The organism is Actinoplanes sp. NPDC051851 (assembly GCF_040681165.1).
Classification (GTDB): Bacteria; Actinomycetota; Actinomycetes; order Mycobacteriales; family Micromonosporaceae; genus Actinoplanes.
Genome location: NZ_JBFAYF010000055.1, coordinates 35,761 through 58,786, shown reverse-complemented (window position 1 = coordinate 58,786; position 23,026 = coordinate 35,761). Strand labels below are relative to the sequence as shown.

At 70.7% G+C, this 23,026-nt stretch carries 16 protein-coding genes; 11 read left to right on the top strand and 5 right to left on the bottom strand.

The window, feature by feature from the left end:
* Positions 1 to 1,262: 1,262 nt before the first annotated feature.
* Together AB0M08_RS36945 and AB0M08_RS36940 are read right to left on the bottom strand one after the other, a co-directional pair.
* Complete coding sequence (locus AB0M08_RS36945) at positions 1,263 to 1,646, bottom strand: TIGR03668 family PPOX class F420-dependent oxidoreductase (protein WP_364504059.1); 384 nt, start codon at positions 1,644 to 1,646, stop codon at positions 1,263 to 1,265.
* 113 nt (positions 1,647 to 1,759) lie between these two features.
* Positions 1,760 to 2,629, bottom strand: a complete 870-nt coding sequence (locus tag AB0M08_RS36940) for an EamA family transporter (RefSeq protein ID WP_364504056.1) — start codon at positions 2,627 to 2,629, stop codon at positions 1,760 to 1,762.
* Positions 2,630 to 2,697: 68 nt separating this feature from the next.
* Between AB0M08_RS36940 and AB0M08_RS36935 the strand changes: the two genes are divergently transcribed.
* From AB0M08_RS36935 to AB0M08_RS36925, 3 genes are all read left to right on the top strand, one after another.
* Entirely contained in the window at positions 2,698 to 3,603 is a 906-nt protein-coding gene (locus tag AB0M08_RS36935) for a LysR substrate-binding domain-containing protein (RefSeq protein ID WP_364504053.1), read from the top strand.
* Positions 3,604 to 3,748: 145 nt separating this feature from the next.
* Entirely contained in the window at positions 3,749 to 6,547 is a 2,799-nt protein-coding gene (locus tag AB0M08_RS36930) for an FAD-binding and (Fe-S)-binding domain-containing protein (protein WP_364504050.1), read from the top strand.
* A 607-nt stretch (positions 6,548 to 7,154) separates the two neighbouring features.
* Positions 7,155 to 8,378, top strand: a complete 1,224-nt coding sequence (locus AB0M08_RS36925; RefSeq protein ID WP_364504047.1) for a helix-turn-helix domain-containing protein — start codon at positions 7,155 to 7,157, stop codon at positions 8,376 to 8,378.
* A 21-nt stretch (positions 8,379 to 8,399) separates the two neighbouring features.
* On the opposite strand, the gene AB0M08_RS36920 is transcribed toward AB0M08_RS36925, so the two are convergent.
* Together AB0M08_RS36920 and AB0M08_RS36915 are read right to left on the bottom strand one after the other, a co-directional pair.
* The gene (locus AB0M08_RS36920) at positions 8,400 to 9,491 is read right to left on the bottom strand and encodes a hypothetical protein (RefSeq protein ID WP_364504044.1); all 1,092 of its coding nucleotides are present in this window, start codon (positions 9,489 to 9,491) and stop codon (positions 8,400 to 8,402) included.
* 76 nt (positions 9,492 to 9,567) lie between these two features.
* Positions 9,568 to 10,635: a rhamnogalacturonan acetylesterase gene (locus tag AB0M08_RS36915; protein ID WP_364504041.1), complete on the bottom strand. Its 1,068-nt coding sequence runs from the start codon at positions 10,633 to 10,635 to the stop codon at positions 9,568 to 9,570.
* 929 nt (positions 10,636 to 11,564) lie between these two features.
* Between AB0M08_RS36915 and AB0M08_RS36910 the strand changes: the two genes are divergently transcribed.
* The 5 genes from AB0M08_RS36910 (at position 11,565) to AB0M08_RS36890 (ending at position 16,333) form a co-directional block, all read left to right on the top strand.
* A complete protein-coding gene (locus tag AB0M08_RS36910) occupies positions 11,565 to 13,934 on the top strand; it encodes a nitrate- and nitrite sensing domain-containing protein (protein WP_364504038.1) in 2,370 nt (789 codons plus the stop codon).
* Between the two features lie 51 nt (positions 13,935 to 13,985).
* The gene (locus AB0M08_RS36905; RefSeq protein ID WP_364504086.1) at positions 13,986 to 14,411 is read left to right on the top strand and encodes a roadblock/LC7 domain-containing protein; all 426 of its coding nucleotides are present in this window, start codon (positions 13,986 to 13,988) and stop codon (positions 14,409 to 14,411) included.
* Positions 14,408 to 14,800 carry a DUF742 domain-containing protein gene (locus tag AB0M08_RS36900; protein ID WP_364504035.1) on the top strand — a complete coding sequence of 131 codons (393 nt, stop codon included), beginning with the start codon at positions 14,408 to 14,410 and terminating at the stop codon, positions 14,798 to 14,800. Before AB0M08_RS36905 ends, AB0M08_RS36900 begins: the two co-directional genes overlap by 4 nt.
* The gene (locus tag AB0M08_RS36895; RefSeq protein ID WP_364504032.1) at positions 14,784 to 15,380 is read left to right on the top strand and encodes an ATP/GTP-binding protein; all 597 of its coding nucleotides are present in this window, start codon (positions 14,784 to 14,786) and stop codon (positions 15,378 to 15,380) included. Before AB0M08_RS36900 ends, AB0M08_RS36895 begins: the two co-directional genes overlap by 17 nt.
* Positions 15,381 to 15,445: 65 nt before the next feature.
* On the top strand, positions 15,446 to 16,333 hold the full coding sequence (locus tag AB0M08_RS36890; RefSeq protein WP_364504083.1) for an ABC transporter substrate-binding protein: 888 nt from the start codon (positions 15,446 to 15,448) through the stop codon (positions 16,331 to 16,333).
* Between the two features lie 149 nt (positions 16,334 to 16,482).
* Here the strand turns inward: AB0M08_RS36890 and AB0M08_RS36885 are convergent, their stop codons facing one another.
* Entirely contained in the window at positions 16,483 to 17,703 is a 1,221-nt protein-coding gene (locus AB0M08_RS36885; protein ID WP_364504029.1) for an MFS transporter, read from the bottom strand.
* A gap of 448 nt (positions 17,704 to 18,151) precedes the next feature.
* On the opposite strand from AB0M08_RS36885, the gene AB0M08_RS36880 reads away from it, so the two are divergent.
* The 3 genes from AB0M08_RS36880 to AB0M08_RS36870 are packed head-to-tail and all read left to right on the top strand — an operon-like array spanning position 18,152 to position 22,984.
* Positions 18,152 to 19,141, top strand: coding sequence for a DUF559 domain-containing protein (locus AB0M08_RS36880; RefSeq protein ID WP_364504026.1), 990 nt, complete (start codon positions 18,152 to 18,154; stop codon positions 19,139 to 19,141).
* Positions 19,134 to 19,826 carry a hypothetical protein gene (locus tag AB0M08_RS36875; protein WP_364504024.1) on the top strand — a complete coding sequence of 231 codons (693 nt, stop codon included), beginning with the start codon at positions 19,134 to 19,136 and terminating at the stop codon, positions 19,824 to 19,826. The genes AB0M08_RS36880 and AB0M08_RS36875 overlap by 8 nt, the downstream gene beginning before the upstream one ends.
* On the top strand, positions 19,823 to 22,984 hold the full coding sequence (locus AB0M08_RS36870) for a DUF87 domain-containing protein (protein ID WP_364504021.1): 3,162 nt from the start codon (positions 19,823 to 19,825) through the stop codon (positions 22,982 to 22,984). The genes AB0M08_RS36875 and AB0M08_RS36870 overlap by 4 nt, the downstream gene beginning before the upstream one ends.
* Positions 22,985 to 23,026: the final 42 nt, after the last annotated feature.

Genomic DNA, 23,026 nt, shown 5'->3' with positions numbered 1-23,026 from the left:
GGTCGTCTGATGGGCCCGAGCCTGGCGGGCCCATCGGGTCCGAGCCCATCGGGTCCGAGCCCATCGGGTCGGAGCTCGCCGGGTCGGAGCTCGCCGGGTCGGAGCTCGCCGGGTCGGAGCTCGCCGGGTCCGAGCGCGGCGGGTCCGGCGGGTCCGGTGGTCCTGGTTGGTTCGGTGGGCTCGGCGGGCCTGGGCCGCTCCTGACCTGGTCCGGCAGGGTTGCGCCAGCCGAGCCGATCGGCGCGATCCGGTGTGGCTTGGTCCTCTCGGATAGCCGCTGCGGCGTTTTCCCTGGCTGCGGCCGTTTCCCCGTCTGCGGCCGTTTCCCTGGCAGCGGCCGGCCGGACCGGGTGGCGGGGGACGGCAGGGTGGCGGGGGACGGCAGGGTGGCGGGGGACGGCAGGGTGGCGGGGGACGGCACGCTCGGCCAGACCGTCTCGCTGAGCCGGATGCTGCGGCGAGGCTGGGGCGCCGGGCGGTTCCGGTCGACGGGACCGGTCCAGCTGTTGTATACGTGTGAAATAGGCGTGGTTCAGGGCTCGAATGGCCTCGGGGGAGTCTTTTCCCAGCTGCTGTAGCCGCCTCACATGGCGTTGTCGTAAACCCCAGGCGCGATGGCGCTCATGCTCGCGCCGGAATTCCTCGCGCTCAGGAGAGTAATGGCGTGCCTTGGCCGGGTCACGCATCTCCGCAACGTCATGCCTGCTGAACAAGGATCCCTGCTTCATGCTCCGATTCTGCCGCGCTCCGAAGCTCGATTGTCAGTACTCGAATGTGCCAATCAAAAAGCAACAACGATCAGTTTTTGAAGGCTGGCGACAGGGGGTACGTTTCTTCCGCAGTGAGCGGCAGCAGGGGTTGCCGGCCGCCGCGCGGCGTCGCATCGGTTCGGGTCACGCACTCTGCGACGCTGCGGTGCAGTGGACCTGGGGTGGCGCGTGTGCATGGTCGGCGTGAGCGAGGTGGCGCGTGTGCATGGTCGGCGTGAGTTGGGGGCGGTGGGCGTGCGTGATCAAGTGAGAGTGCGCGGCGGTGGGCGTGCGTGATCAAGTGAGAGGAGGGGTGGTGGGCGTGCGCGATCCGCGGCCGGGTGCAGGAGGGGGTGGATATGACCAGAATTCTAGTGCTTTGCCCAGGGGCCGACGCCGGTGATGTGGTGGATGCGGTAGCGGACGATGAAGCCCGGCTTCCGGGGCGCGGGAAACTCGGCGTCCGGTCCGACGTAGACCCTGTAGCGCATGCCTCGATCGACGGCGCGCGGATTACGCCTGCCAGGACGACCAGCGGGTCACCTCGATGCGCAGGAACGGGCCGGGCGGAGTCCGGGCGGCGTACTGCGGATAGCGGGCCACCAGCGCGGGCGACAGCGTGCCGGCGACCGTGGCGATGCCGTCGGCGCGGACCCACCAGAGGCGCGACCAGTCCTCGTCGTCGTAGTGGTCGGCCAGGACGCTGACGCGCGGGTCGTGGGCGATGTTGGTCAGCCGCTGGAGGTTTCGGTGGCGCTTCGGCTTGGCGTCCACGACGGTGTGGATCACGTCGCCGACCAGGGCGAACACGATCGGGACCAGATGCGGGGCGCCGTCCGGGGTGATCGTCGCGAGGTGGGCCACCCGGGCGGCGGCGAAGCGCTCGGCCGGATTCACCGGTTCATCCTAAGCGGGCGCGGCCTCACAACCGGTTCATCCCCAGCGGGCGCGGTCTCACAACCGGTCTCACACCCGGTTCATCCCCAGCGGGCGCGGCCTCACAACCGGCCTCACACCCGGCTCATCCTCAGCACCGCGACCAGGTTGACGCCGACCACGGCGAGGATGCCGAGCCACTCGTGGACGGCGAGCGCCTGGCCGAGGATGATCAGCCCGGCGAGCGCGGCGAAGACCGGGTGCACGCTCATCAGGACGCCGAAGAACCGGGGCGGGACGGTGCGCAGGGCGATCAGGTCCGCGGCGTACGGGATGACGGAACTCAGCACGCCGGTGCCGATCGCGGCGAGCAGGGCGGTGCCGGTCATCCGGTGTTCCGCGAGCAGCCACCCGAGGACCGGCAGGTAGAGCAGAACGGAGACGGTGGTCGCCGCGGCCGGTGCCTCAAGACCCGGGAGGCGACGGCCGAGCATCCGGTTGAGCAGGATGTACGCGGCCCAGCAGCCCGCGGCGAGAAGCCCCGCGCCGATGCCGGGCCAGTCACTGCCGCCGTGCGGGAGCACGAGGACGTAGACACCGGCGCCCGCACCGAGGGCGCAGAGCACGTCCATCCGCGTACGCGAACCGCCCAGTGCCACCGCGAGCGGGCCGAGGAACTCGAGGGTGACCGCCAGGCCGAGCCCGACCCGGTCGACGGCGGTGTAGAGGCTGAGGTTCATGGTCGCGAAGACGAGCCCGAGAAGGATCGTCGGCCACCACTGCGGCCAGCGGAACCGGAGCAGGTTCGGCCGGGCGACCGGCAGCAGCACGGCCGCAGCGACGAACTGGCGGACCGCGACCACCCCGGCCGGTCCGATCGCGGGGAACGCGTGGGCGCCGACCGCCGCGCCGACCTGGTTGCCGGCGGCGCTGGCGAGCACGGTGGCCAGACCACCGGCGACGCGGCGGCCGGGTGTGGGCGGGGCCGGTGCCTTCAGGAGCATGCACCCATCGAATCCGGTGACCGGCGCGGCGGGAAATACGCGGCGTGCCCGACTTATACGCTGAGCGCATGGATCTGCAGCTGCGGCACCTGCGGGCGCTCGTCGCCGTGGTGGACGCGGGCACGTTCACCGACGCGGCGGCCGATCTGGGTACGTCGCAGGCCGCGGTCTCCCGCTCGATCGCCGCGCTGGAGGAGGCGCTCGGGGCAGGTCTGCTGCTGCGGACCACCCGGCATGTCAGCCTGACCGGCACCGGGACGCAGGTACTGGCCGGCGCGCGGCGGATCCTGGACGAGGTCGCGCACCTCCGGCGGATCGCCGAGCGCTCCCGGACCGAACTGCGGATCGGGTACGCGTGGGCCGCGCTGGGCAAGCACACCCGCCGGCTGCAGAAGGCGTGGACCGCCGTGCAACCGACGGTTCCTCTGGTGTTCCACCAGGTCAACACGGTGACGGCCGGGTTGAGCGAGGGGTCCGCCGATGTGGCCGTGCTGCGGCTGCCGCTCGCAGACCCCCGGTTCGCGACCGCCCTGATCGGCCGGGAGTCCCGGTTCGCGGCGATCGCGACGGACAGCCCCCTCGCCCGGCGGCGCTCGCTCGCGCTCGCCGACCTGTCCCGCTACCCGGTGGCGATCGATTCACGCACCGGGACGACGCGTCTCGACCTGTGGGCGCCGGGCACCGAGCCGGTCACGATACGCCCCACCCACGGTGTCGACGAGTGGCTGACTCTGATCGCCGCGGGCCAGGCCGTGGGCGTCACCTCGGAGGCGACCGCCAACCAGTACCCGCGCCCGGGGGTCGCCTACCGGGTGCTCCGGCACACACCGAAGATCGACGTGTGGCTGGCCTGGTGGGCGGACGATCCACCGGCCGATTTACCGGATCTGATCAGGCTCGGCCGGGCGGCTTACGGGCTGGACGAGGCAGAGCGGGACGACCGGCCGGGCGGAGGGCGTACCGGAAGGGGGTGAAGAAGCGCAATGCCGGGAGCGGGCGTGGCATGGGGTGCCGTCGATGGAGCGGCGGAGTGGGGAGGGCCGATCTCGGGGGCGATTACGATGAACGGGATGTGTGCACCGTGTTGAAACCGACCCGCAGAGATTGCCTGGATATTTCGTGACAACAGCATCTATCGCCACTCCGCTGGTCGAGAGCCTGCACCGCGCGGGCGTCACCGACGTGCTCACTGACGCGGCGCACCGGGCCGCGTATGCGAGTGACGCCTCGCTCTACCGGGTCGTGCCGCAGGCCATCGTGCGGCCCCGGTCGGATGAGGACGTGCTCGCCACGCTCGAGGTGTGCCGGACGCTCGGTATCCCGATCACGGCGCGCGGGGCGGGTACCTCGGTGGCGGGCAACGCGATCGGGCCCGGCGTGGTGCTGGACTTCAGCCGGCACATGAACCGGGTGCTCTCGATCGACCCGGTGGCGAGGACCGCGCGGGTGCAGGCGGGCACCGTTCAGGCGACCCTGCAGGCGGCGGCCAAGCCGCACGGGCTGCGGTTCGGGCCGGACCCGTCGACGCACACCCGCTGCACGATCGGCGGGATGATCGGCAACAACTCGTGCGGGTCGCGGACGCTGGGCTACGGGCGGACCTCGGACAACACCGTCGACGTCAAGGCCTACACGATCGACGGGGAGTTGCTCACCGAGTCGAAGATCCCCGAGCGGCTCCGGGAGCTGATCGGCGCCAACCTGGCGGTGGGCCGGACCGAGTTCGCGACCTTCGGCCGTCAGGTCTCCGGGTACGCCGTGGAGCACCTCCTCCCCGAGAACGGCTTCAACCTGACCGAGTTCCTGGTCGGCAGCGAGGGCACACTCGCCGTGATCACCGAGGCGACCGTGCGGCTGGTGGCCGACCCGGCGTACCGGACGCTGGTGGTGCTCGGCTATCCGGACTTCGGCACCGCCGGTGACGTGATCCCGGGCATCCTGGAGTTCACGCCGACCGCGTGCGAGGGGCTCGACCACCGGATCTGCGAGCTGGTGCGCAGCCGCCGCGGGCCGGACGCGGTGCCGCCGCTGCCCGGGGGCGCGGCCTGGCTGATGGTCGAGATCGCCGGCGACGATCAGGACGAGGTCCGCGGTCGCGTCGCGGAGCTGGTCAAAGCCTCGCAGGCGATCGACACCCGGGTCGTCGAGGACACCGCCGAGGCCGCGCCGCTCTGGAAGATCCGGGAGGACGGCGCCGGGCTGGCCGGGCGGGCCCCGAGCGGGCTGCCCGCACACGCCGGCTGGGAGGACGCCGCCGTGCCGCCCGCCAGGATCGGGGCGTACCTGCGGGACTTCGACGCGCTGACCGAGCGGCACGGGCTGAGCTCGATGCCGTACGGGCACCTCGGCGACGGCTGCGTGCACGTCCGGCTGGACTTCCCGTTGGACAAGCCGGGCGGGCCGGGGAAGTTCCGGGCGTTCCTGGAGGACGCGGCCGACCTGGTGGTCAGCTACGGCGGGTCGCTCTCCGGTGAGCACGGCGACGGGCGGGCCCGCAGCGAGCTGCTCAGCCGGATGTACTCGCCGGACGCGATGAACCTGTTCCGGCAGATCAAGCAGGTGTTCGACCCGGGTAACCTGCTGAACCCGGGCAACCTGGTCGACCCGGATCCGGTGGACGCGAACATCCGGGTGTCGCAGGCGCGCCGGGTCGAGGTGCCGCTCGCGCTGGCGTATCACCACGACGGCGGGGACTTCAACCAGGCGGTCCACCGGTGCACGGGCGTGGGGAAGTGCCGGGTCGACACCCGGGTCCTCGGCGGGGTGATGTGCCCGTCGTTCCTGGCCACCAGGGACGAGAAGGACTCCACGCGGGGACGGGCCCGTGTCCTGCAGGAGATGATGGACGGCGACCTCGCCCCGGACTGGCGTGCGGAGGCCGTACACGAAGCTCTGGATCTCTGTCTGTCCTGTAAGGGTTGTGCGTCGGACTGCCCGACCGGCATCGACATGGCGGCCTACAAGTCCGAGGTGCTGCATCAGAGCTTCAAGGGCCGGGCGCGTCCACGGTCGCACTATTCGCTGGGCTGGCTCCCGCGGTGGTCCCGGCTGGCGTCGCGGATGCCTCGTCTCGCCAACCTGATGACCAGCCTGCCCGGCATCCGGGGCTTGGCTCTCTTCGTCGCCGGTGTCGATTCCCGTCGATCAATCCCGACGTTTGCCGATAAAACCTTCAGAAGCGGATTTGTCCCTAAAAAGGTGGGCAAGCCGGTCATTCTGTTCGTGGACAGCTTCACGGATCACTTCGCGCCGGAGATCGCGCAGGCCGCCGTCGACCTGCTGACCGACGCCGGGTACGCCCCACAGGTCGCCAGCCGCAAGGCCTGCTGCGGCCTGACGTGGATCACCACCGGCCAGCTGGACGCCGCCAGGCGCATCCTCGGCACCACGGTCGCCGAGCTGGCCAAGGCCGCCGACCAGGGCATCCCCATCGTCGGCCTGGAGCCGTCCTGCACCGGCGTGCTGCGCGGCGACGCGGTCGAGCTGGTCGACAACGAGGCGGCCCGCACGGTCGCCAAGGCGACCCACACGGTGGCCGAGCTGCTCGCCGCCACTCCCGGCTGGGAGCCTCCGTCCCTCTCCGGGGTGCGCGTGATCGCCCAGCCGCACTGTCACCACCACGCCGTGATGGGCTGGGAGGCCGACGCGAAACTGCTGAAGAAGGCCGGCGCCACGGTCAAGCGCCTGGGCGGATGCTGCGGTCTCGCGGGCAACTTCGGCGTCGAGCGGGGCCACTACGAGGTCTCGGTCGCGGTCGCCGAGCAGCAGTTGCTCCCGGCCCTGGAGGCGGCCGAGGAGGGCGACGTCTTCCTGGCCGACGGCTTCTCCTGCCGCACCCAGGCCGACGACCTGGCCGACGTGACCGGCGTCCACCTGGTCCAGCTCCTGGCGAACGCCCTCCCCGGCCGCTCGTCCTGATCTGGTGATTGCCGGCGTCCCGCCTCCGTCGGGCGGGGCGCCGGCTGTTCACCGGGGGCTCGTCAGGAACTCCAGCCCTTCACCGTCGCTGCGACCGTGGCCAGTGCCATCGTGACCTCGGCGATCGTTCTGACGACGAGCAACCACCGCCCATCGTCTCCGTGGGGATCGCCCTCCTCCGAGGCCTCATCGGGTGACGGCATGGCTGCGATCCATCTCCCATTGAGGGGGCGTCAGCGGTATCGGGAATCCGGTGTTGCGGCTACAGTCCATATCAAACTCCTGTCCTGTCTTCACGGCGTGGGCAATGGGGTCCCGGTGGTGGTCGTGACAGCGGCCACCACCTTTTTCGTCCAGCCGGGCACTCAGTGCTCGGCATGGATGTCGTCTGACTATTGACGGGCAATTCATGCACGCCGCAACGGACTGGCTGTCCGGCTATCGGGCACGCCCGTCGAGGCCCGGTAAAAGCGCACTTCACGAGGCGATTTCCGCTCCCGAGCAGGGAATTTCTCCCGCGGGTGTCGACTATGGATCATTGAATTGCGTATCACCTTTTCGGGGGATACGTGGGACAACGTGGTCATCGCTCGGCGACGATGGGACGATGTTGCTGGGAGATGGGACGCGATCGGCCGAGACGTCGGAAGGGCTACCCGATCTGGATTCGGTCAGGACGGTCGAGGATCTGGGCCGCCAGTTGGCGCTGCTGAGGTTGAATGCACCGCGGCAGAGCCCGGGCCAGGATCCCCTGACCCTTCGGGAGCTGGCGGTGATCACCCGACTTCCCCGCAGCACGCTCGGCAACGCGGAATCGGGCCGCGTCCTGCCCGGGGCCAGCGTCGTGTACCGGTTCGCCGAGGGGTGCGGAGTGCCGCGGGAAGAGCTCACGGCGTGGACGAGGACCCGCAACCGCCTGGCGTACGATCGCCGCCACCAGCGACGTGCGTCGAAGCAGGAGGCCGATCGAGGGGCCGTGCCCGACTCCCCGGAGCCCACCGGGCTGGACTCCGCGATCGATTTCCTGGCGACCAAGTCGATCGATGTGAGCCAGGCCGACCTCGGCAAGGCACTGGAAGCGCTCCCGGCCCGACAGCGTGCCCGGTATCTCATGGAGATGTCGTCCGCAGCGGCCGGTGAATGTCTGCACCAGATGTCCGTTCAAGCCGCGGCGGCATGCTTCGAGTTCATCGACACGCCGACCGGAGCGCGGTTGCTGGGAACGGAGGATCCGGCATTCGCCGTGGAACACCTTCAATTGCTCCGGCCGGACATCGTTGTCGACATCCTTTCGCGGATGTCCTTTGCCGAGGTGTCCCAGTGGCTCGCGTTGATGGCCCGCCACGAAGTGGAATCATTGGTTGCAAGCATGCCGGCCGAATGGATCGGTGCGCTGATCGCCGACGAGGCGGCACCGTTCTCCCTGGCCGCTGATCTCGCTTTCCTTCTTCCGTTCGACGACTGTATTCAGCTCGTCGCGATGATGCCGGCGGCCCGCGGGATCGGCCTGTTGACGACCATGGCTCCCGAGCCGGCGGCCGGGCTCCTCAACCGGCTGCCGAATCCGCAGCGGAGAACGATCGTGACGGGGATGAGCAGTGGGAAGCTGTCACGCATCATCGTTCACCTCTCCGCGGAGAAGGCGGCCTCCGTGCTCTTCGATTTCTCGGCCCATGAGGCCGCCAACCTCCTCGCGTTGATGCCGGAGGACGGAGCGGGCACGGCGCTGAGCAGACTGAGCAAGGACCACCGATCGGCCATCCTGGACGCCATGTCGAACGGGCAAGCCGATCTCGTTGACCGGGTGAAGCTGCCGAGGCTCCAGCGCTAGTGGACACCTGCGGGATCCCGGCTACCGCCGGGTGACGCGGCGCAGGCCGCGCTTGATGTCCTGTTTGGCGCGGGTGAAGACCGCGTCGTAGCCCACCTCGCCGGTCTGGCTCAGGTCGTCGGCGTGGCCGAGCATGGCGACGATGGTCTCGATGGCGGCCTGCAGGACCTGCTTCTCGTCCAGCTCGTCCGGGGAGGGGGACGGCGACGCGGCCATCTCGCCCGGTCGCAGGTCGGTCAGGTCGCCGACGATGTGGCAGGGGTAGTCGCGCAGCTCCTTGATCTGCTGTTCGGCGAGGTCGCGGACCCAGGCGGCCCGGTCCTGCCCGACGCTGAAGCGCGTCTCGTTGCGGCGCTTCTTCAGGACCGCGTTGACCAGGTGGCGCTGCACCACCTTCTGGTACGGCGTCCGCACCGGGTACTTCTCGCCGAGCGCCCCGTTCACCCGCCGCAGCACCTCGATCTCGGCCGCGCCGAGCGACGGGTTCGCGGTCGGCGCGGCCATCTCGCAGACGCCGTCCGGGATGCCGATCACCGCGGCGAAGCGCTGCCAGAGCGTGTCGTGCGGCGCCCCGGGCGGCGGCACCGTGATCAGGTGCCGCTGATCCGGGGCGACCAGGTCGCCCCACTTGCGGAACATCCGGTTCGGCGTGTGGATCTCCCAGAACGTCTCGAACCGCCCGCTCTCCACGTCGCGCAGGAACGTCTCGAACGTCCAGCTGCGCCGTTCGCGGATGCTCTGCTGCCACATCGAGGGCAGCGTGCGCCAGAGATCACGCCCGGCCACCACGACGTGCACCTCGGCCGGCGCCATCGCCGCCACCCCGCGGGCGGCCTGTTCCGGCGTGGCGCCGCCGAGAGCCTCGTTCGTGATGATCACGTCGCCGTGCCACTTCGCGGCCTTCGCGGCCAGCTGGTCCCAGGTCCAGGTGGCGTTCGGGTCGCGCCACGACACCTGGCGCAGATCGGTCATGGCCTGGTCGTGCGCCGACCGTGTGCCGGGCAACAGGATGCCGGCGCGCTGGAGCGCGTCACTGTTGTTCCAGAGCACGTTCTGCACGTAGGTACTGCCGGTCTTCGGCGCACCGATGTGCAGGAAGACGCGTCGGGCCATGTCCCCTCCAGGTCATGTTCGGTCCCCAGAGTGGCATATGAGGGGTTTCCGATGCGTGTCGGCCAACCCCTCAAGATCAAAATCTTTGCTTAACGTACGGCCGGAGCAGCGGCCCGATACCGTCCAGCACCAGCCGGCCGATGACGTCCGCGCCGTACTCGGAGAAGTGGGTGTTGTCCTTCAGCTCCTGATAGAGGTAGAGCTGCTGGGAGGCGTCCGGCCCGAGCCCCGTCACCAGCGCCGCGCTCGCCGCCGTGAGATCGACGTAGGGCACGTCGAGTTCGGTCGCGACCGCCCGCATCTCCGCCGGGAGATCCACCCCGAGCCCGTTGACGTGCAGCGCCGTCGGGGTCAGCGTCCCGTCGCTCGCGAACAGCCGGCGTACCGGCGGGCTGACCAGGATCGGCCGGGCGTGCCGTTCGCGAACCCCGGCGACCAGCGCGGCCAGGTTCGCGCGGTAGTCCTCGGCGGTCGTCTGCTTGTCGTTGTGCCCGAACTGCAGCACCACCACGTCACCGGGGGCCAGCAGCGGCGCCATCGTGTCGAAGAGCAGCGGATTCGCCAGGAACGAACCGGAGCTCTCCCCGGAGTCCGCGTAGTTCGCCACGGTGATCCCGGCCAGGTGCTGCGGTATCGCCTGCCCCCACCCGGTGTACGGGAAGGTGTCCTGATCACAGACGGTCGAGTCGCCGGCCAGGTAGAGCATCGGCGTGTGCGGTTTCGCCGGGCGCACCCGGATGTCCTGCACCGCGGGAGCCGCCCCGGTGAAGGTGAGCGTCAGCCCGGGCGTCCCGGACGTGGTCTTGGTCGGCTCGCCCTCCGGTTCGCGTACGTTGACGGTGAAGTGACGGTGGGCGAACCGCCCGGCGCCGGTGGCGACCTCGGCGACCATCATCCGCCGGGCCTCGGCGCGCACCGCGGTGGAGGCGGTGGCGTCGGCGCTCCCGAGCACGACGGACACGTCGTAGTCACCGGGCTCCACGTCGGCGTGACAGACGATCGGCGCGACCCCGTCGCAGGTGACCGGGATCCGCGGTGGCTCACCGCCCCCGGAGGCGGCCGCGGGCGAGGGCATGGCGGCTCCCGCGGTGATGAGGGTTCCCACGGTGGCGAGGGTGACGGCGAGGATCAGGGGCGGGCGCATCGTTCTCCTCGGTGTTGGAGGACGGGTTAAAAGGTTTCATTCCCCGGCCATCGAACCCCGGCAACACATCGACCGTCAAGAATGTATCGGCCGCACTCGGTCGACTTCTCGCCGTGAGTGACAATCCGGCTTCGTTGAGTTAGTCCACAGTGGCAATTCGATGGGAGGGAGGCTCCCGTGGTGGGGGCGAGCCCTTCTTTGCGCGGTGCTCTGCCAAGATCCGAACCGATTCGCGATATTCGATCTGCGCGTGGGGGTGCCCATGTCGAGGCCGGGAGCGCGGTGGTGGGGAATGGCGGCGGCGGGGGAGTGGCGGCGGCGGGGAGCGGTGGCGGTGGGGCGGCGGTGGGGGCGTCTGAGTGGTGGTGGGTCGGTGCGTGGCGGTGAGTGGCGGGGTGGGTCCGAAAGTCTGATGAGCGTGTTCTATCAACGGTCAGTGTGCCGTGGGCCGAATCGGTACGCCGGAGAATTGCGGGCAGGCTGCGCCGATAGACGACGGTAGGTGCTCTCGGCGTGCCGGAAAGGGAAGCGTGAGCCGCGGTGGGCGGTGGCGCGCGCCACGCCGGAGCAGGCTACCGGCCTGGCGGATTGTCGCACGACGATGGGTGGGTCATGTGGCGAATATGGAGCGAACAGTAAACAACCCTGTTTCATGGAAACGCTCCCACGCCGGACGGTTACATGGCGTAGTCCAAACCGGACACGCAAGGTGGTCGCCACCAAGTTGCACTAACGTAAATTCCGGCCGTGCGTATTGACCGAATCGGTCTTTAGGAAGATCCTTACCCGGCGGTTCGGAGCGAGATCCACTTCCGGCCGGCGCTGCCGCGTGCGGGGACGCGGCTGCTCATTTTCAGCCACTGTCCGGTTCACCGAGACGGATTCTCCGGTGTACCGGCTCATCACCGTTGACTTTCAGGAGTGATCGCTTGACCGTCCACGATGGCGGCGCCGAGCAATCCGGGCCGGACGGCGACAGCCCACCGGCTCCGGTGAACGGTAAGCGTGCCCGGGCCCGCCGGTCCGGTGGCACGATCCGTCGGCGCGTCGTGCGTACGCTCGCCCTGCCCGTCGCGACCACCCTGGTACTGCTGGCCATCGTGGCCGTCAGTGAGGTGCAGAACTACCGTTCCGCCTCGGCCACCGCGAAGGCCGTCACCATCGACCTCGCCGTCCAGGACCTGGTCCAGGAGCTGCAGACCGAGCGTGGCCTGACCGCCGGTCTCCTCGGCGGCAACGAGGGCTTCCGCGCCGAGCTGGCGCCGGCCCGGGTCCGGGTGGACACCAAGCGCGAGGCCGTGGAGAAGCTGGTCGACGGCGGCGGGACCGTCGAGGACCGGGTGTCGAAGGCGGTCAGCGAGCTGGACGGCCTCTCCGGCGTACGTGCCGGAACGGACACCGGCTCCGGCGCCCGCGCGGCCACCTTCACCTTCTACACCGAGCGGATCGCCACGCTCAGCGACATCGACTTCGGCCTGGACAGCGTCTCCGACGGCGAGCTGCGCCGGGGTGTCGCGGCGCTGGACGCGCTCGGCGACGCCAAGGAGGCCTCCGCCCAGGAGCGGGCGTTCCTCAACGGCGTCTTCTCCGCGAGCGGTTTCCAGAGCGGCGAGTTCCTGCAGTTCGTGACGATGCGCTCGACCAAGGACGCCGCGCTCACCGCGTTCAGCCGGTACGCCACCAGCAGCGAGAACACCGCCAAGAACTACGTGCTGGACACCGGTGCCGCCCGCGAGGCCGCGTACTTCGAGCAGGTCGCCCTGGGCTCCGGTGACGGCAAGTACCTGCAGGTCAACCCGCAGTCCTGGTGGTCCGCGCTGACCACGGTGCTGGACGACATGCTCACCCTGGAGCAGCACGTCGGCTCGGTGATCAAGGCCCGGGCGGCCACCCTGGAGGACGAGGCCACCCTGCGCATGGGCGTCCTGATCGGCGCGGTGCTGCTCTGTCTGGCCGGCTCGGTCTACCTGGCCTCGGTCGCGTCCCGGTCGGTGGCCCGGCCGCTCGACGCGCTGGCCGGCGAGGCGAACCGGCTCGCCACCGAGCAGCTGCCCGAGGCGGTCGCCCGTGCGGCCAGCGGGGACGGCACGGCACCCCCGCCGCCGGTCGACGTGGACCGGCGCGCGAGTGACGAGGTCCGGCTGGTCGCGGACGCGTTCGACCGGGTGCAGGCGACGGCGTACGAGCTGGCGACCGAGCAGGCGGTGCTGCGGCGTACCACGGCCGAGTCGCTCGCCAACCTGGGCCGCCGCAACCAGAACCTGCTCCGCCGCCAGCTCGGCTTCATCACCAAGCTGGAGCGGGAGGAGTCCAACCCGACCGGCCTGGCGAACCTCTTCGAGCTCGACCACCTCGCCACCCGCATGCGGCGCAACGCGGAGAGCCTGCTGGTCCTGGTCGGTGCGGCCAGCCCGCGGCAGCTCTCCGAGCCGCTGAACGTCTCCGACGTGATCCGGGCCGCGGTCTCCGAGGTCGAGGAGTACCGCCGGGTCACGCTGCGCCGGGTGGACGACACCATGGTCGCCGGCGCGGTGGTCAGCGGTGTCGCGCACATGCTCGCCGAGCTGATCGAGAACGGTCTCGCGTTCTCCCCGCCGGACATGGACGTGGAGATCCACGGCCGGATGATCGGCGGCGGCTACCTGATTGCGGTGAGTGACCAGGGCATCGGCATGAGCACCTCGGACATGGAGAAGGCGAACGAGCGGCTCCGCGGCGAGGGCGACTTCATCACCGCACCGGCCCGGTTCCTCGGCCACTACGTGGTCGGCCGCCTGGCGATGCAGATGGGCATCTCGGTCCAGCTGACCCCGTCGCCGGTGACCGGTGTGACCGCACGGATCATGCTCCCGGCCGAGCTGCTCTCCGAGGCACCGGCGATCGCCCCGGCACCCGCAGCCCCCGCCCCGTCGCGGCAGAGCCCGCGGAAGGTGACCTCGGCGCTGACCGAGCCGACCCGCCCGCTGCGCCTGCCGTCGGGGCAGATGCCGATCCTGACGGCCGCGTCGCAGACCCGCGCGGTGGACCGGCCGCTCAGCACCACCGCCATCGAGTACGTCGTGGTCGAACCGTTCACGGGGGCGGACGACGACGCCGAGCGTACCGCCAACGGTCTGAAGAAACGGACGCCGCGCAACCGCCGCGCCGGAGCCGGAGCAGGCACCGCCCCGGCTGCCAAGGTCGACAAGACGGAGAAGTCCGCGCTGGTCACCGACTCGCCGGACGCGATCCGTAACCGGCTCACCGCCCTGCGGGCCGGCATCGACCGTGGCAACGCCGAGTCCGCCGGACTCCAATGATCCTCAGCATGGCAATGGCCCCCTCCCCGGCACCACATGGAAAGAAGAATGATGAGCGTTGACACGTCGGCTGACCGGCACCAATTCAACTGGCTGCTCGGCAACTTCGTGCACCAGACCGACGGGGTCCGGGACGCCGTAGCGGTCTCCTCCGACGGTCTGCTGATCGCCAGCTCGGACGGGTTGAACCGGGCCGAGGCGGACCAGCTGGCCGCGATCGTCTCCAGCATGGCGAGCCTGGCGCGCAGCGCCTCCCGCCGGTACGACTTCGACGGCCTGAAACTCATCATGATCGAGATGCGCCGGGGCTTCCTGCTGGTCTCGGTGATCGCGGGGGGCAGCTGCCTCGGCGTGGTCGCCGGGAGCGAGGCGGACCTGGGACTGGTGGGCTACGAGATCTCGCTGCTCACCGAACGCTTCGGTGACCTCCTTACTCCGGCTCTGATCGCGGAGTCCCGGCAGTACCTGCCGCGATGAGCGAACCGACGTATCCGTACGCCGGCTCGCACCGGCCCTCGTCCGGGTTGCACGGCGACCTGGACGAGGACCCGGTCATCCGGCCGTTCATGCTGACCGGTGGGCGTACCCAGCCGCTGCACGACGACCTGAGGATCGAGACGCTGTTGCACGCGGCCCCGGCCGCGCTCTCGGCGCCGTTGCGCTTCGAGTCACGTCGGATCGTCGAACTCGCTCAGGCACCGATGTCGGTCGCGGACATCGCCGTGGCACTCAAAGTGCCGCTCGGCGTCGCCCGGGTCATCATCGGTGACCTGGTCACCCAGGGCTACCTCAGCATCCAGAAACAGCCTGAGGTGCTCTCCACCAGTTTGATCGAAAGGATCAGGGACCGTGTCAGGGCGCTCTAGCAGGGAGCTGCACCCCGTCGCTGTCAAGATCGTGATCAGCGGCGGCTTCGGCGTCGGCAAGACCACCTTCGTGGGTGCCATCTCCGAGATCGAGCCGCTGGTCACCGAGGCAGAGATGACCGAACGGTCGATCGGCATCGACGACACCTCGGCGGTAGCCAACAAGACCACCACCACCGTCGCACTCGACTTCGGCCGGATCACCCTGGACGACTCGCTGCTGCTGTACCTCTTCGGCACGCCCGGCCAGGACCGGTTCGCCTTCCTCTGGGACGACCTGGTGGACGGCGCGCTCGGCGCGATCGTGCTGGTCGACACGCGGCGGATCGAGGACTGCTTCCCGGCGATCGACTACTTCGAGGAGCACGAGATCCCCTTCATCATCGGCATCAACCACTTCCCGGGTGGGCAGCGGTTCCACCTCGAGGAGGTGCGCGACGCCTTGGGCATCGACGACCGCACCCCGCTGGTCGAGTGCGACGCGCGGCAGCGGGAGTCGGTCAAGAGCGTCCTGGTGGCGCTCACCGAGGAGGTCCTCGCCAAGCGGGCGAACCGTGAGCGGGCGGGGTCGATCTGGTGAAACGTTTTCTGGTTGCGGGGCTCGCCGCCCTCACCCTCGCGGGCTGCTCGGGCACCGAGGCTGCGATCACCCCGGCTCCGGGCGCCACCGCCGGCGCGGCCACGGCCTGCGGGACGGTGCAGATCGCGGTCAACCCCTGGTCCGGGTACGCCGCCAACGTCGCCGTGGTCAGCTACCTGCTGCGGGAGAAGCTCGGCTGCACCGTCGACGCCAAGGACCTGACCGAGGCCGACTCGTGGGCCGGTCTCGCCGACGGCACCGTCGACGTGATCCTGGAGACCTGGGGCCACGACGACCTGCGCAAGAAGTACATCGACGACCAGAAGGTCGCGGTCGAGCTGGGCCTCACCGGCAACAAGGGCGTGATCGGCTGGTACGTCCCGCCGTGGATGGCGAAGACGTACCCCGACATCACCGACTACAAGAAGCTCAACGACTACGCCAGCCTGTTCCGCACCGAGAAGTCGGGCGACAAGGGCCAGTTCCTCGCCGGCGACCCGTCCTTCGTCACCAACGACGCGACGCTGATCGACAACCTCGGCCTCGACTTCACGGTGGTCTACGCGGGCAGCGAGGACAAGCTCATCGCCGCGTTCCGCAAGGCGCAGGCGGAGAAGACCCCGCTGATCGGGTACTTCTACGAGCCGCAGTGGCTGCTCTCCGAGATCAAGCTGGTGCACATCCCGCTGCCGCTCTACCGCCCCGGCTGCGACGCCGACGCGGAGAAGGTCGAGTGCGACTACCAGCCGTACGACCTCGACAAGGTGGGCCGCAAGGCGTTCGTGGACTCCGGCACCCCCGCCGCCACGCTGCTGAAGAACTTCACCTGGACCAACGCGGACCAGAACGAGGTCGCCCGCGACATGACCGAGAAGAAGATGACCGCCGACCAGGCCGCCGAGAAGTGGCTCGAGGCGAACCGCACCGTCTGGGAGAAGTGGCTCCCGTCCTGAGCAGGTCGTTTCACACGGTGGGCGGGCCCTCGGGCCCGCCCACCGTCGTCTGCCGGGCCCATCTGCGGGCCCGTTCGGGCGGTGCCGCGCAGTGCGGGAGCGTTGGTCAGGAGCGCTTGGTGACCAGCTCGACGAGGGTGCCGTCGGTGTCACGGAGCAGTGCGTTGCGGGACGGGGCGTCGTGAGCCGGCGGGGACCGGGTGGCGGGGGAGGACGGTGACCGCGATGGCCGCGGCGGCGAGCAGGAGGGCGGCGCTGAGGGTGAGGCCGAGGGCGTAACCCGAGGTGAGGGACTCTGGGGTGGGGGAGAGCGGCGTGATGCCGGCGGTGCGGTGCTGGGCGGCCGTGCCGAGGACGGCCAGTCCCAGGGAGGCGCCGATCTGGCGGGCGGCGTTGAGCAGGCCCGAGGCGGTGCCGGACTCGTGGGCGGGGACGCCGGCCGTGGCGGTGGCGACGACCGGGCCCAGGCAGAGGCCGAAGCCGGTGCTGGCGAGCAGGGACGGGCCGAGGACGTCGGTGAGGAACGTGCCGTAGGGGCTGATCCGGCCGAACCAGAGGAAGCCCGCCGCGGTCAGGAGCGCGCCCCCGATCAGCAGCGTGCGCGGGGCGAGACGGTAGCCGAGGCGGATGGCGAGGACGGAGCCGGCGACCACGCCGAGGGCGAAGGGCAGGAACATCAGGCCGGTCCGGGCCGGGCCGACGGCGAGGACCCGCTGCAGGTAGAGCGAACAGAAGTAGAACGACGCGGCCATCGCCGCCCCGGCCAGCAGGTTGTACGCGTTCGCCCCGGCGACCGAGCGGCCGGCGAGCAGACCGGGACGGATCAGCGGGTCGCGGGTGGTGCGGCGCTCGACGGCGAGGAAGGCGGCGAGCAGGGCCACGGCGACGGCGAGGGTGGTCAGCGTGGTGGCGGACGCCCAGGCGTGCCGGTCGGTGCGGACGATGCCGAAGACCAGCAGGGACATGCCTCCGGTGCCGAGCACGCCGCCGAGCACGTCGGGGCGGGCGGTGGGGGCGACCGGGCGGTCGGCGGGGACCGCGCGCCAGGCCAGGGCCAGGGCGATCGCGGACATCGGGACGCTGACGAACATCACCCAGCGCCAGCCCGCGTACTGCGTGAGGACGCCGCCGATCAGGACGCCGAGGGCGCCACCGGCGGCGTTGGTGGCGGCCCAGACACCGAAGGCGCGGACCCGCGGGCGACCGGCCGGGAAGGTGGCGGTGAGCAGGGCCAGCGCGGCCGGGGCCAGGCCCGCGGCGCCGAGGCCCTGAACGGCGCGGGCGGCGACCAGCTCCCCGGGGCTCTGCGCGAAGCCGCCGGCGAGCGAGGAGAGGCCGAAGAGGACGAGACCGGTCAGCAGGACGCGCACGGATGGGCGGCGGCCGCCCTATCAGGACGTCGACTTCGCCCGGTTCAGCGCCGAGCGGACGCCGAACATGGCCGCGATCGGCGAGCGGTGGCCGGAGCTGGCCGCGCGGGACACGTACCGGCGGGGGCTGCGGGCACTCGTGGATGGACTGATCGATCAGGCGGTCACCGGCCGTTCCTGACATTGTCCTTAGCAGAATGGCGAGGATGGTCGGAAGCGTCCGGGCGGATTGACTTTCGCGCGAGTCCGGCACCATCGGGCGTACGTGTCGCCGTTGTCCTTCGTCGGTCCGAAACAGCAAAATCGAGTCTCCGGTCACGTAAAAAGGGACTCGAGTGTGGCGCGCGCCTGGAATGATCTCCCCGTCGATCGGCCTATCAGGATTGCGGAATCCGATGCGGGCGCGATCGCGGAATTGATCGGCGCGGCGCCACCCGATGCGCCCGCGGTGATCACCTATTACGCGGACGGCGCGGAACGGGCGGCCGCGGTCGTCGCCGATCTGCTCGGCCGGCTGGACCGGGCCGCGCGCGAGCTCTTTCCGGCCTGGCTCCCGGCGGCCGCGCCGATCGACAGCGCCGCCGGTGCGGGCACGGTCGCGGTGCGGTCCATCGCGCTGCGCTCGGCCCGCCACAGTGGGCGGTTCGGGCCGTTCCTGGCCGACCTCGCGGAGCGTTCCCTGCGCTTTCTCTGCGGGTACGGGTCCGCGGCGACGCTTCCCCGGGCTCGCTTCAACCGGGAGATCCGCGCGCGCGAGCTGTCCCGGGTGATCGCGGCGAGCTACGGCCGCCGGAGCACGGTGATCCTCGTCCGGGTGCCCGCCGGTCTGACCGAGGTGCAGGAGTCCGCGCTGGTCGCGGCGGCCCGCTGGCTGACCGACAGCGGCGGTTTCGGCATCTGGTTCACCGGCGAACCGCTGCACGCGGCGGACACTGTCGACAATGTCCCGGCCCCGCCATCGCCAGGCGAGCCCCCGGCGCACGCCAGGCCGGTCCATGGCGGTCGCCGGGAACCGGCGCCGGCCGGGATCACCCATCCGGCGCCGACGGGGATCAGGTATCCGGCGCTGGCCGGGCGGCCGCACCCGGCCAGCGAGGCGGAACGGGCGCTGGAGGCGGCGCTCGCCGCCGCCGAGTGGGCCGCCGGGCGCGAGTGGAACCGGCACCACCAGGTGCATCCCCTGGTCAACCCGGTCCGTCTCGACCTGGTCTGGCGCCCGGAACGGCTCGTCGTCGAGATCGACGGGGCGGAGCACCGGGCCGCGGACCACTACGCGAGCGACCGCCAGCGGGACGTGCTGCTCCAGCTCGCCGGATACGCCGTCCTGCGGTTCACCAACGACCAGGTGACCGGTCACCGCGAACTGGTCCTGGCGCAGATTCGTGAATTCCTCTCCGGTCGACGTACCGGGCGATATGAAAGGGTTCTGCATGACTGACGTCAAGCTCTCCGTGCCGGAGCGCGCGCTGCTGTTCATCCTGATGTCCCGGAATGGCGAGCTCTCCAATCCGCAGATCGAGAAGGAATACGCGCCCGGCCTGAGGCTGACCGGTAAGGATCGTCTGAAGCTGGTCGACGCGAAGCTGATCGAAAGCCGTAAAGGCGAACGGGGCGCATATTTCTTCTCCCTCGCCGACGGCGGCTGGGCCTGGTGCCGCGAGGAGCTGAAGAACCGCGAGGTGCCCCGCGCGGCGGGTGCCGCGGGGCAGGCGCTGTACGCGTTGTTCGGGGGGCTGGACCAGTATCTGGAACGGACCGGCCGCAGCCTCGCGCAGGTCTTCGGCGGGCAACCCGAGGCGACCGGGCCGCAGCCCGAGGCGACCGGACAGGCCGAGGTCGCCGTGGCGGTCACGCCGGCCGACGAGATCGAGAAGAGCATCCGGCGGGCCTACCGGAGCCTGGCGAAGCCGAACGGCGACTGGGTCGGGCTGGCCGACCTGCGGGACGAACTGGGTGGACTCGGGCGGGCCGAGGTCGACGGCGTGCTGCGGCTGATGACCCGGCTGCCCGGCGTCCGGATCGAGGAGGAGACCAACCAGAAGGCGCTGGAGCCGCGCGACCGGGCGGCCGCGGTCGTCATCGGGAACCGCGACCAGCACGTCCTGGCGATCGAGGACCTGTGAGCGAGGCCGCCCTCAAGGCCCTGTCGACGGTCCGGATCAGCGTCACGCCGACCCGGGACGACGTGTGGCGCGAGTCGCCCTCGCACGTGGACACGCTGAACGGCGATGTCGCGGCGACGATCATCGAGGCGATCGACGACGCCCGCAACAGCGCGGGGTCCAGCCCGGTCGGCATCGTGGTGCAGGGCCAGCGGGGTTCCGGGAAGACCCACCTGCTGGGCTGGGTCCGGGCGCAGGTGCAGCGGCACGACGGCTACTTCTTCCTGGTCAGCCTCCTGGACGGGGCCCAGTTCTGGGAGAGCGTCGCGGTGTCGATGCTGGACGGGCTGACCCGGCAGGTGCCGGGGTACGAGACCCAGCTGAAGGCCTTCCTGCGCCGGCTGACGCTGCTGATCGGGGTGCCGTTCGCGGCGCGGCAGGCCGTGGTCGGCGACGAGCCGCTGGACAAGGCCGCGCTCACCGCCTTCCTCGCGCAGCTGCACCAGTTCGACGCGAAGACGGCGCTGGACTGCCGGAACACCGCCCGGGCGCTGGCCATGTTCAACGCGGGCGACTTCGCGGCGCAGGAGGTCGGCAGCAACTTCCTGCTCTCCGGTGAGGAGTGCGAGCCGGGTGAGCGCGCCCAGTGGGGGCTGCCGCGCGGCGAGTACCGGCCCGAGCGGGTGGTCGGCGACCTGTCCCGGCTGCTCGCGCTGACCGGGCCGTCGATCATCGCGGTCGACCAGATCGACGGCGTGCTGGCGCCGATGGCGAAGGCGATGAGGGGCGGCCAGACCGCGGAGTGGCAGGACTCCCTCCTCCTCGACCAGGTGGCCAACGGGCTGATGGACCTGCGCGAGCGGACCTCCCGGACACTCACCGTGGTGGCCGCCCAGCCCGCCAGCTGGGAGGTGATCAAGACGTACGCGATCGCGGCGGTGCAGGACCGGTTCGTCGCGCAGCAGAACCTCGGGCGGATCCCCAGCCCGGCGGTCGGCCGGGACCTGGTGGCGAAGCGGCTGGCGCCGCACTACGCGGCGATGGCGTTCACCCCGCCCTACCCGACCTGGCCGATCCGGGCGGAGGCCTTCGACGACGCGATGGACTTCATGCCCCGGGAACTGCTGCAGACCGTCGTCGCGCACCTGCAGGGCTGCGTGGCGCAGGGCGTGGTCCGTGAGCTCGCCGAGCTGCGGCGTGAGCCGGAGGAGCAGGTGCCCCCGCTGCCGGTGAGCCCGCCGCCGCCCGATGAGCTGGCCGCGATCGACGCCCGGTTCGCCGAGCTCCGGGCCGCCGCCGACGTCTCCGGGGTGCTGGGGAAGTACACCGAGGACGAGCGGCTGCCCGCGCTGCTCGCCGCCGGGCTGGAGGCCTGGATCATCGAGCTGGGCGACGCGGGGAAGCACTTCGAGCAGGACCCGCCGCCGAGCACCAAACCGGCGCTGCACGCCCGGCTGCGCCGGGTGATCGACGACGAGACCGAGGAGGAGGCGCACTGGGGCTTCCGCGGGATCTCGGACGAGTACCACGCGACCGCGGTCCTGAACCGGCTGCGCGTCGCCGGGACCGAGTCCGGACTGGCCGGTGGCGTCTCCCACCGGAAGCTCTTCGTGCTGCGCAACGGCGACTTCTCCGGCGGCCCGAAGACCCGGGTCGCGGCGCGGGCGTTCGAGGACGCCGGTGGGCGCCGGCTCGCGGTCGGCGAACAGGACCTGCGGACGCTGTCGGCGCTGCGGGCGTTGATGGTCCGGCCGCCGCGGGAGTGGCAGGCCTGGCTCGTCGCCCGGCAGCCGGCGCACGGGATCGACCTGCTGCGGGAGGCGCTGGCCGAGGCGGCGGTGGATCTGCCGTCGCCGCGGATCGCACCTTTAGAAGAGAAGCAGCCGGAAGAAGGGAAGCTGCCGGAAGAGGAGAAGCTGCCGGAGGAAGAGCCGGAGGTTACCGGGCCGCGCTTCGGGCTCGGGGTGGCGTTCGGGTCGGGGGAGACCGTCGCCGTCGAGCTGGAGGCGCTGCGGAAGCACACCGCGATCTTCGCGGGCTCCGGGTCCGGGAAGACCGTGCTGCTGCGGCGGATCATCGAGGAGTGTGCGCTGCAGGGCGTCTCGTCGATCGTGCTGGACCCGAACAACGACCTGGCCCGGCTCGGTGAACCCTGGCCCGAGCCGCCGGCCACCTGGACCGATCGTGATCAGGCCCGGGCCCGGGAGTACGTCGAGCACACCGACGTCGTGGTCTACACGCCGCGCCGCGCCGCCGGGCGGCCGATCAGCTTCCAGCCGCTGCCCGCGTTCCACGAGCTGCGGGATGATCCGGACGAGTTCGAGATGGCGATCGACGCGGCGCTCGCCACGCTGGCGCCGCGGGCCAAGGTGGACGGGAAGACGCGCAAGGCGGAGCAGGGGCGGGCCGTCCTCAAGGAGGCCCTGGTCCACTACGCGCGGCGGTATCGCGAGACCCGCCTCGGCGGACTCATCGAGCTTCTGGAGGAGCTTCCACCGTACGCGACGAGCTTTGGTGACAGTGCGGTGAAGATCGCCGACGAGCTGGGGCAGGCGCTGAAGGCGGCGACCGTGATCGATCCGCTGTTCGGTGGGCTCGGGGAGGCGATCGACCCGGGTGAGCTGCTGCGGCCGCGGGTGGGGAAGCGGGCCCGGGTGTCGGTGATCAGCATGATCGGGCTGCCCTCGGAGGAGCAGCGGCAGAGCTTCGTCAACCAGCTGCAGATGGCGCTCTTCGCCTGGGTGAAGCGGAACCCGGCGGGGGACCGGCCGCTCGGCGGGCTCTTCGTGATGGACGAGGCGCAGACGCTCGCGCCGTCCGGGGCGATGACCGCCTGCACTCGCAGCACGCTGTCGCTGGCGTCGCAGGCCCGCAAGTACGGCCTCGGCCTGGTCTTCGCCACCCAGTCGCCGAAGGGGCTGCACAACCAGATCCCCGGCAACGCGGCCACCCAGGCGTACGGGCTGATGAACGCACCGGTGCAGATCGAGGCGGCGCGGGAGATGGCCCGGGCCAAGGGTGGCGACGTGCCGGACATCTCCCAGCTGCGCAGCGGCGAGTTCTACGTGGCGCTGGAGGGCCGGCCGTTCGCGAAGCTGCGCACCCCGCTCTGCCTCAGCCACCACCCGAAGAGCCCGCCGACCGCCGAGGAGGTGCTGGACCGGGCGCGCGCCGCCTGACGGAGGGCGTACCGGAGAAGCGGAGGGACCCGCCGGCAGAAG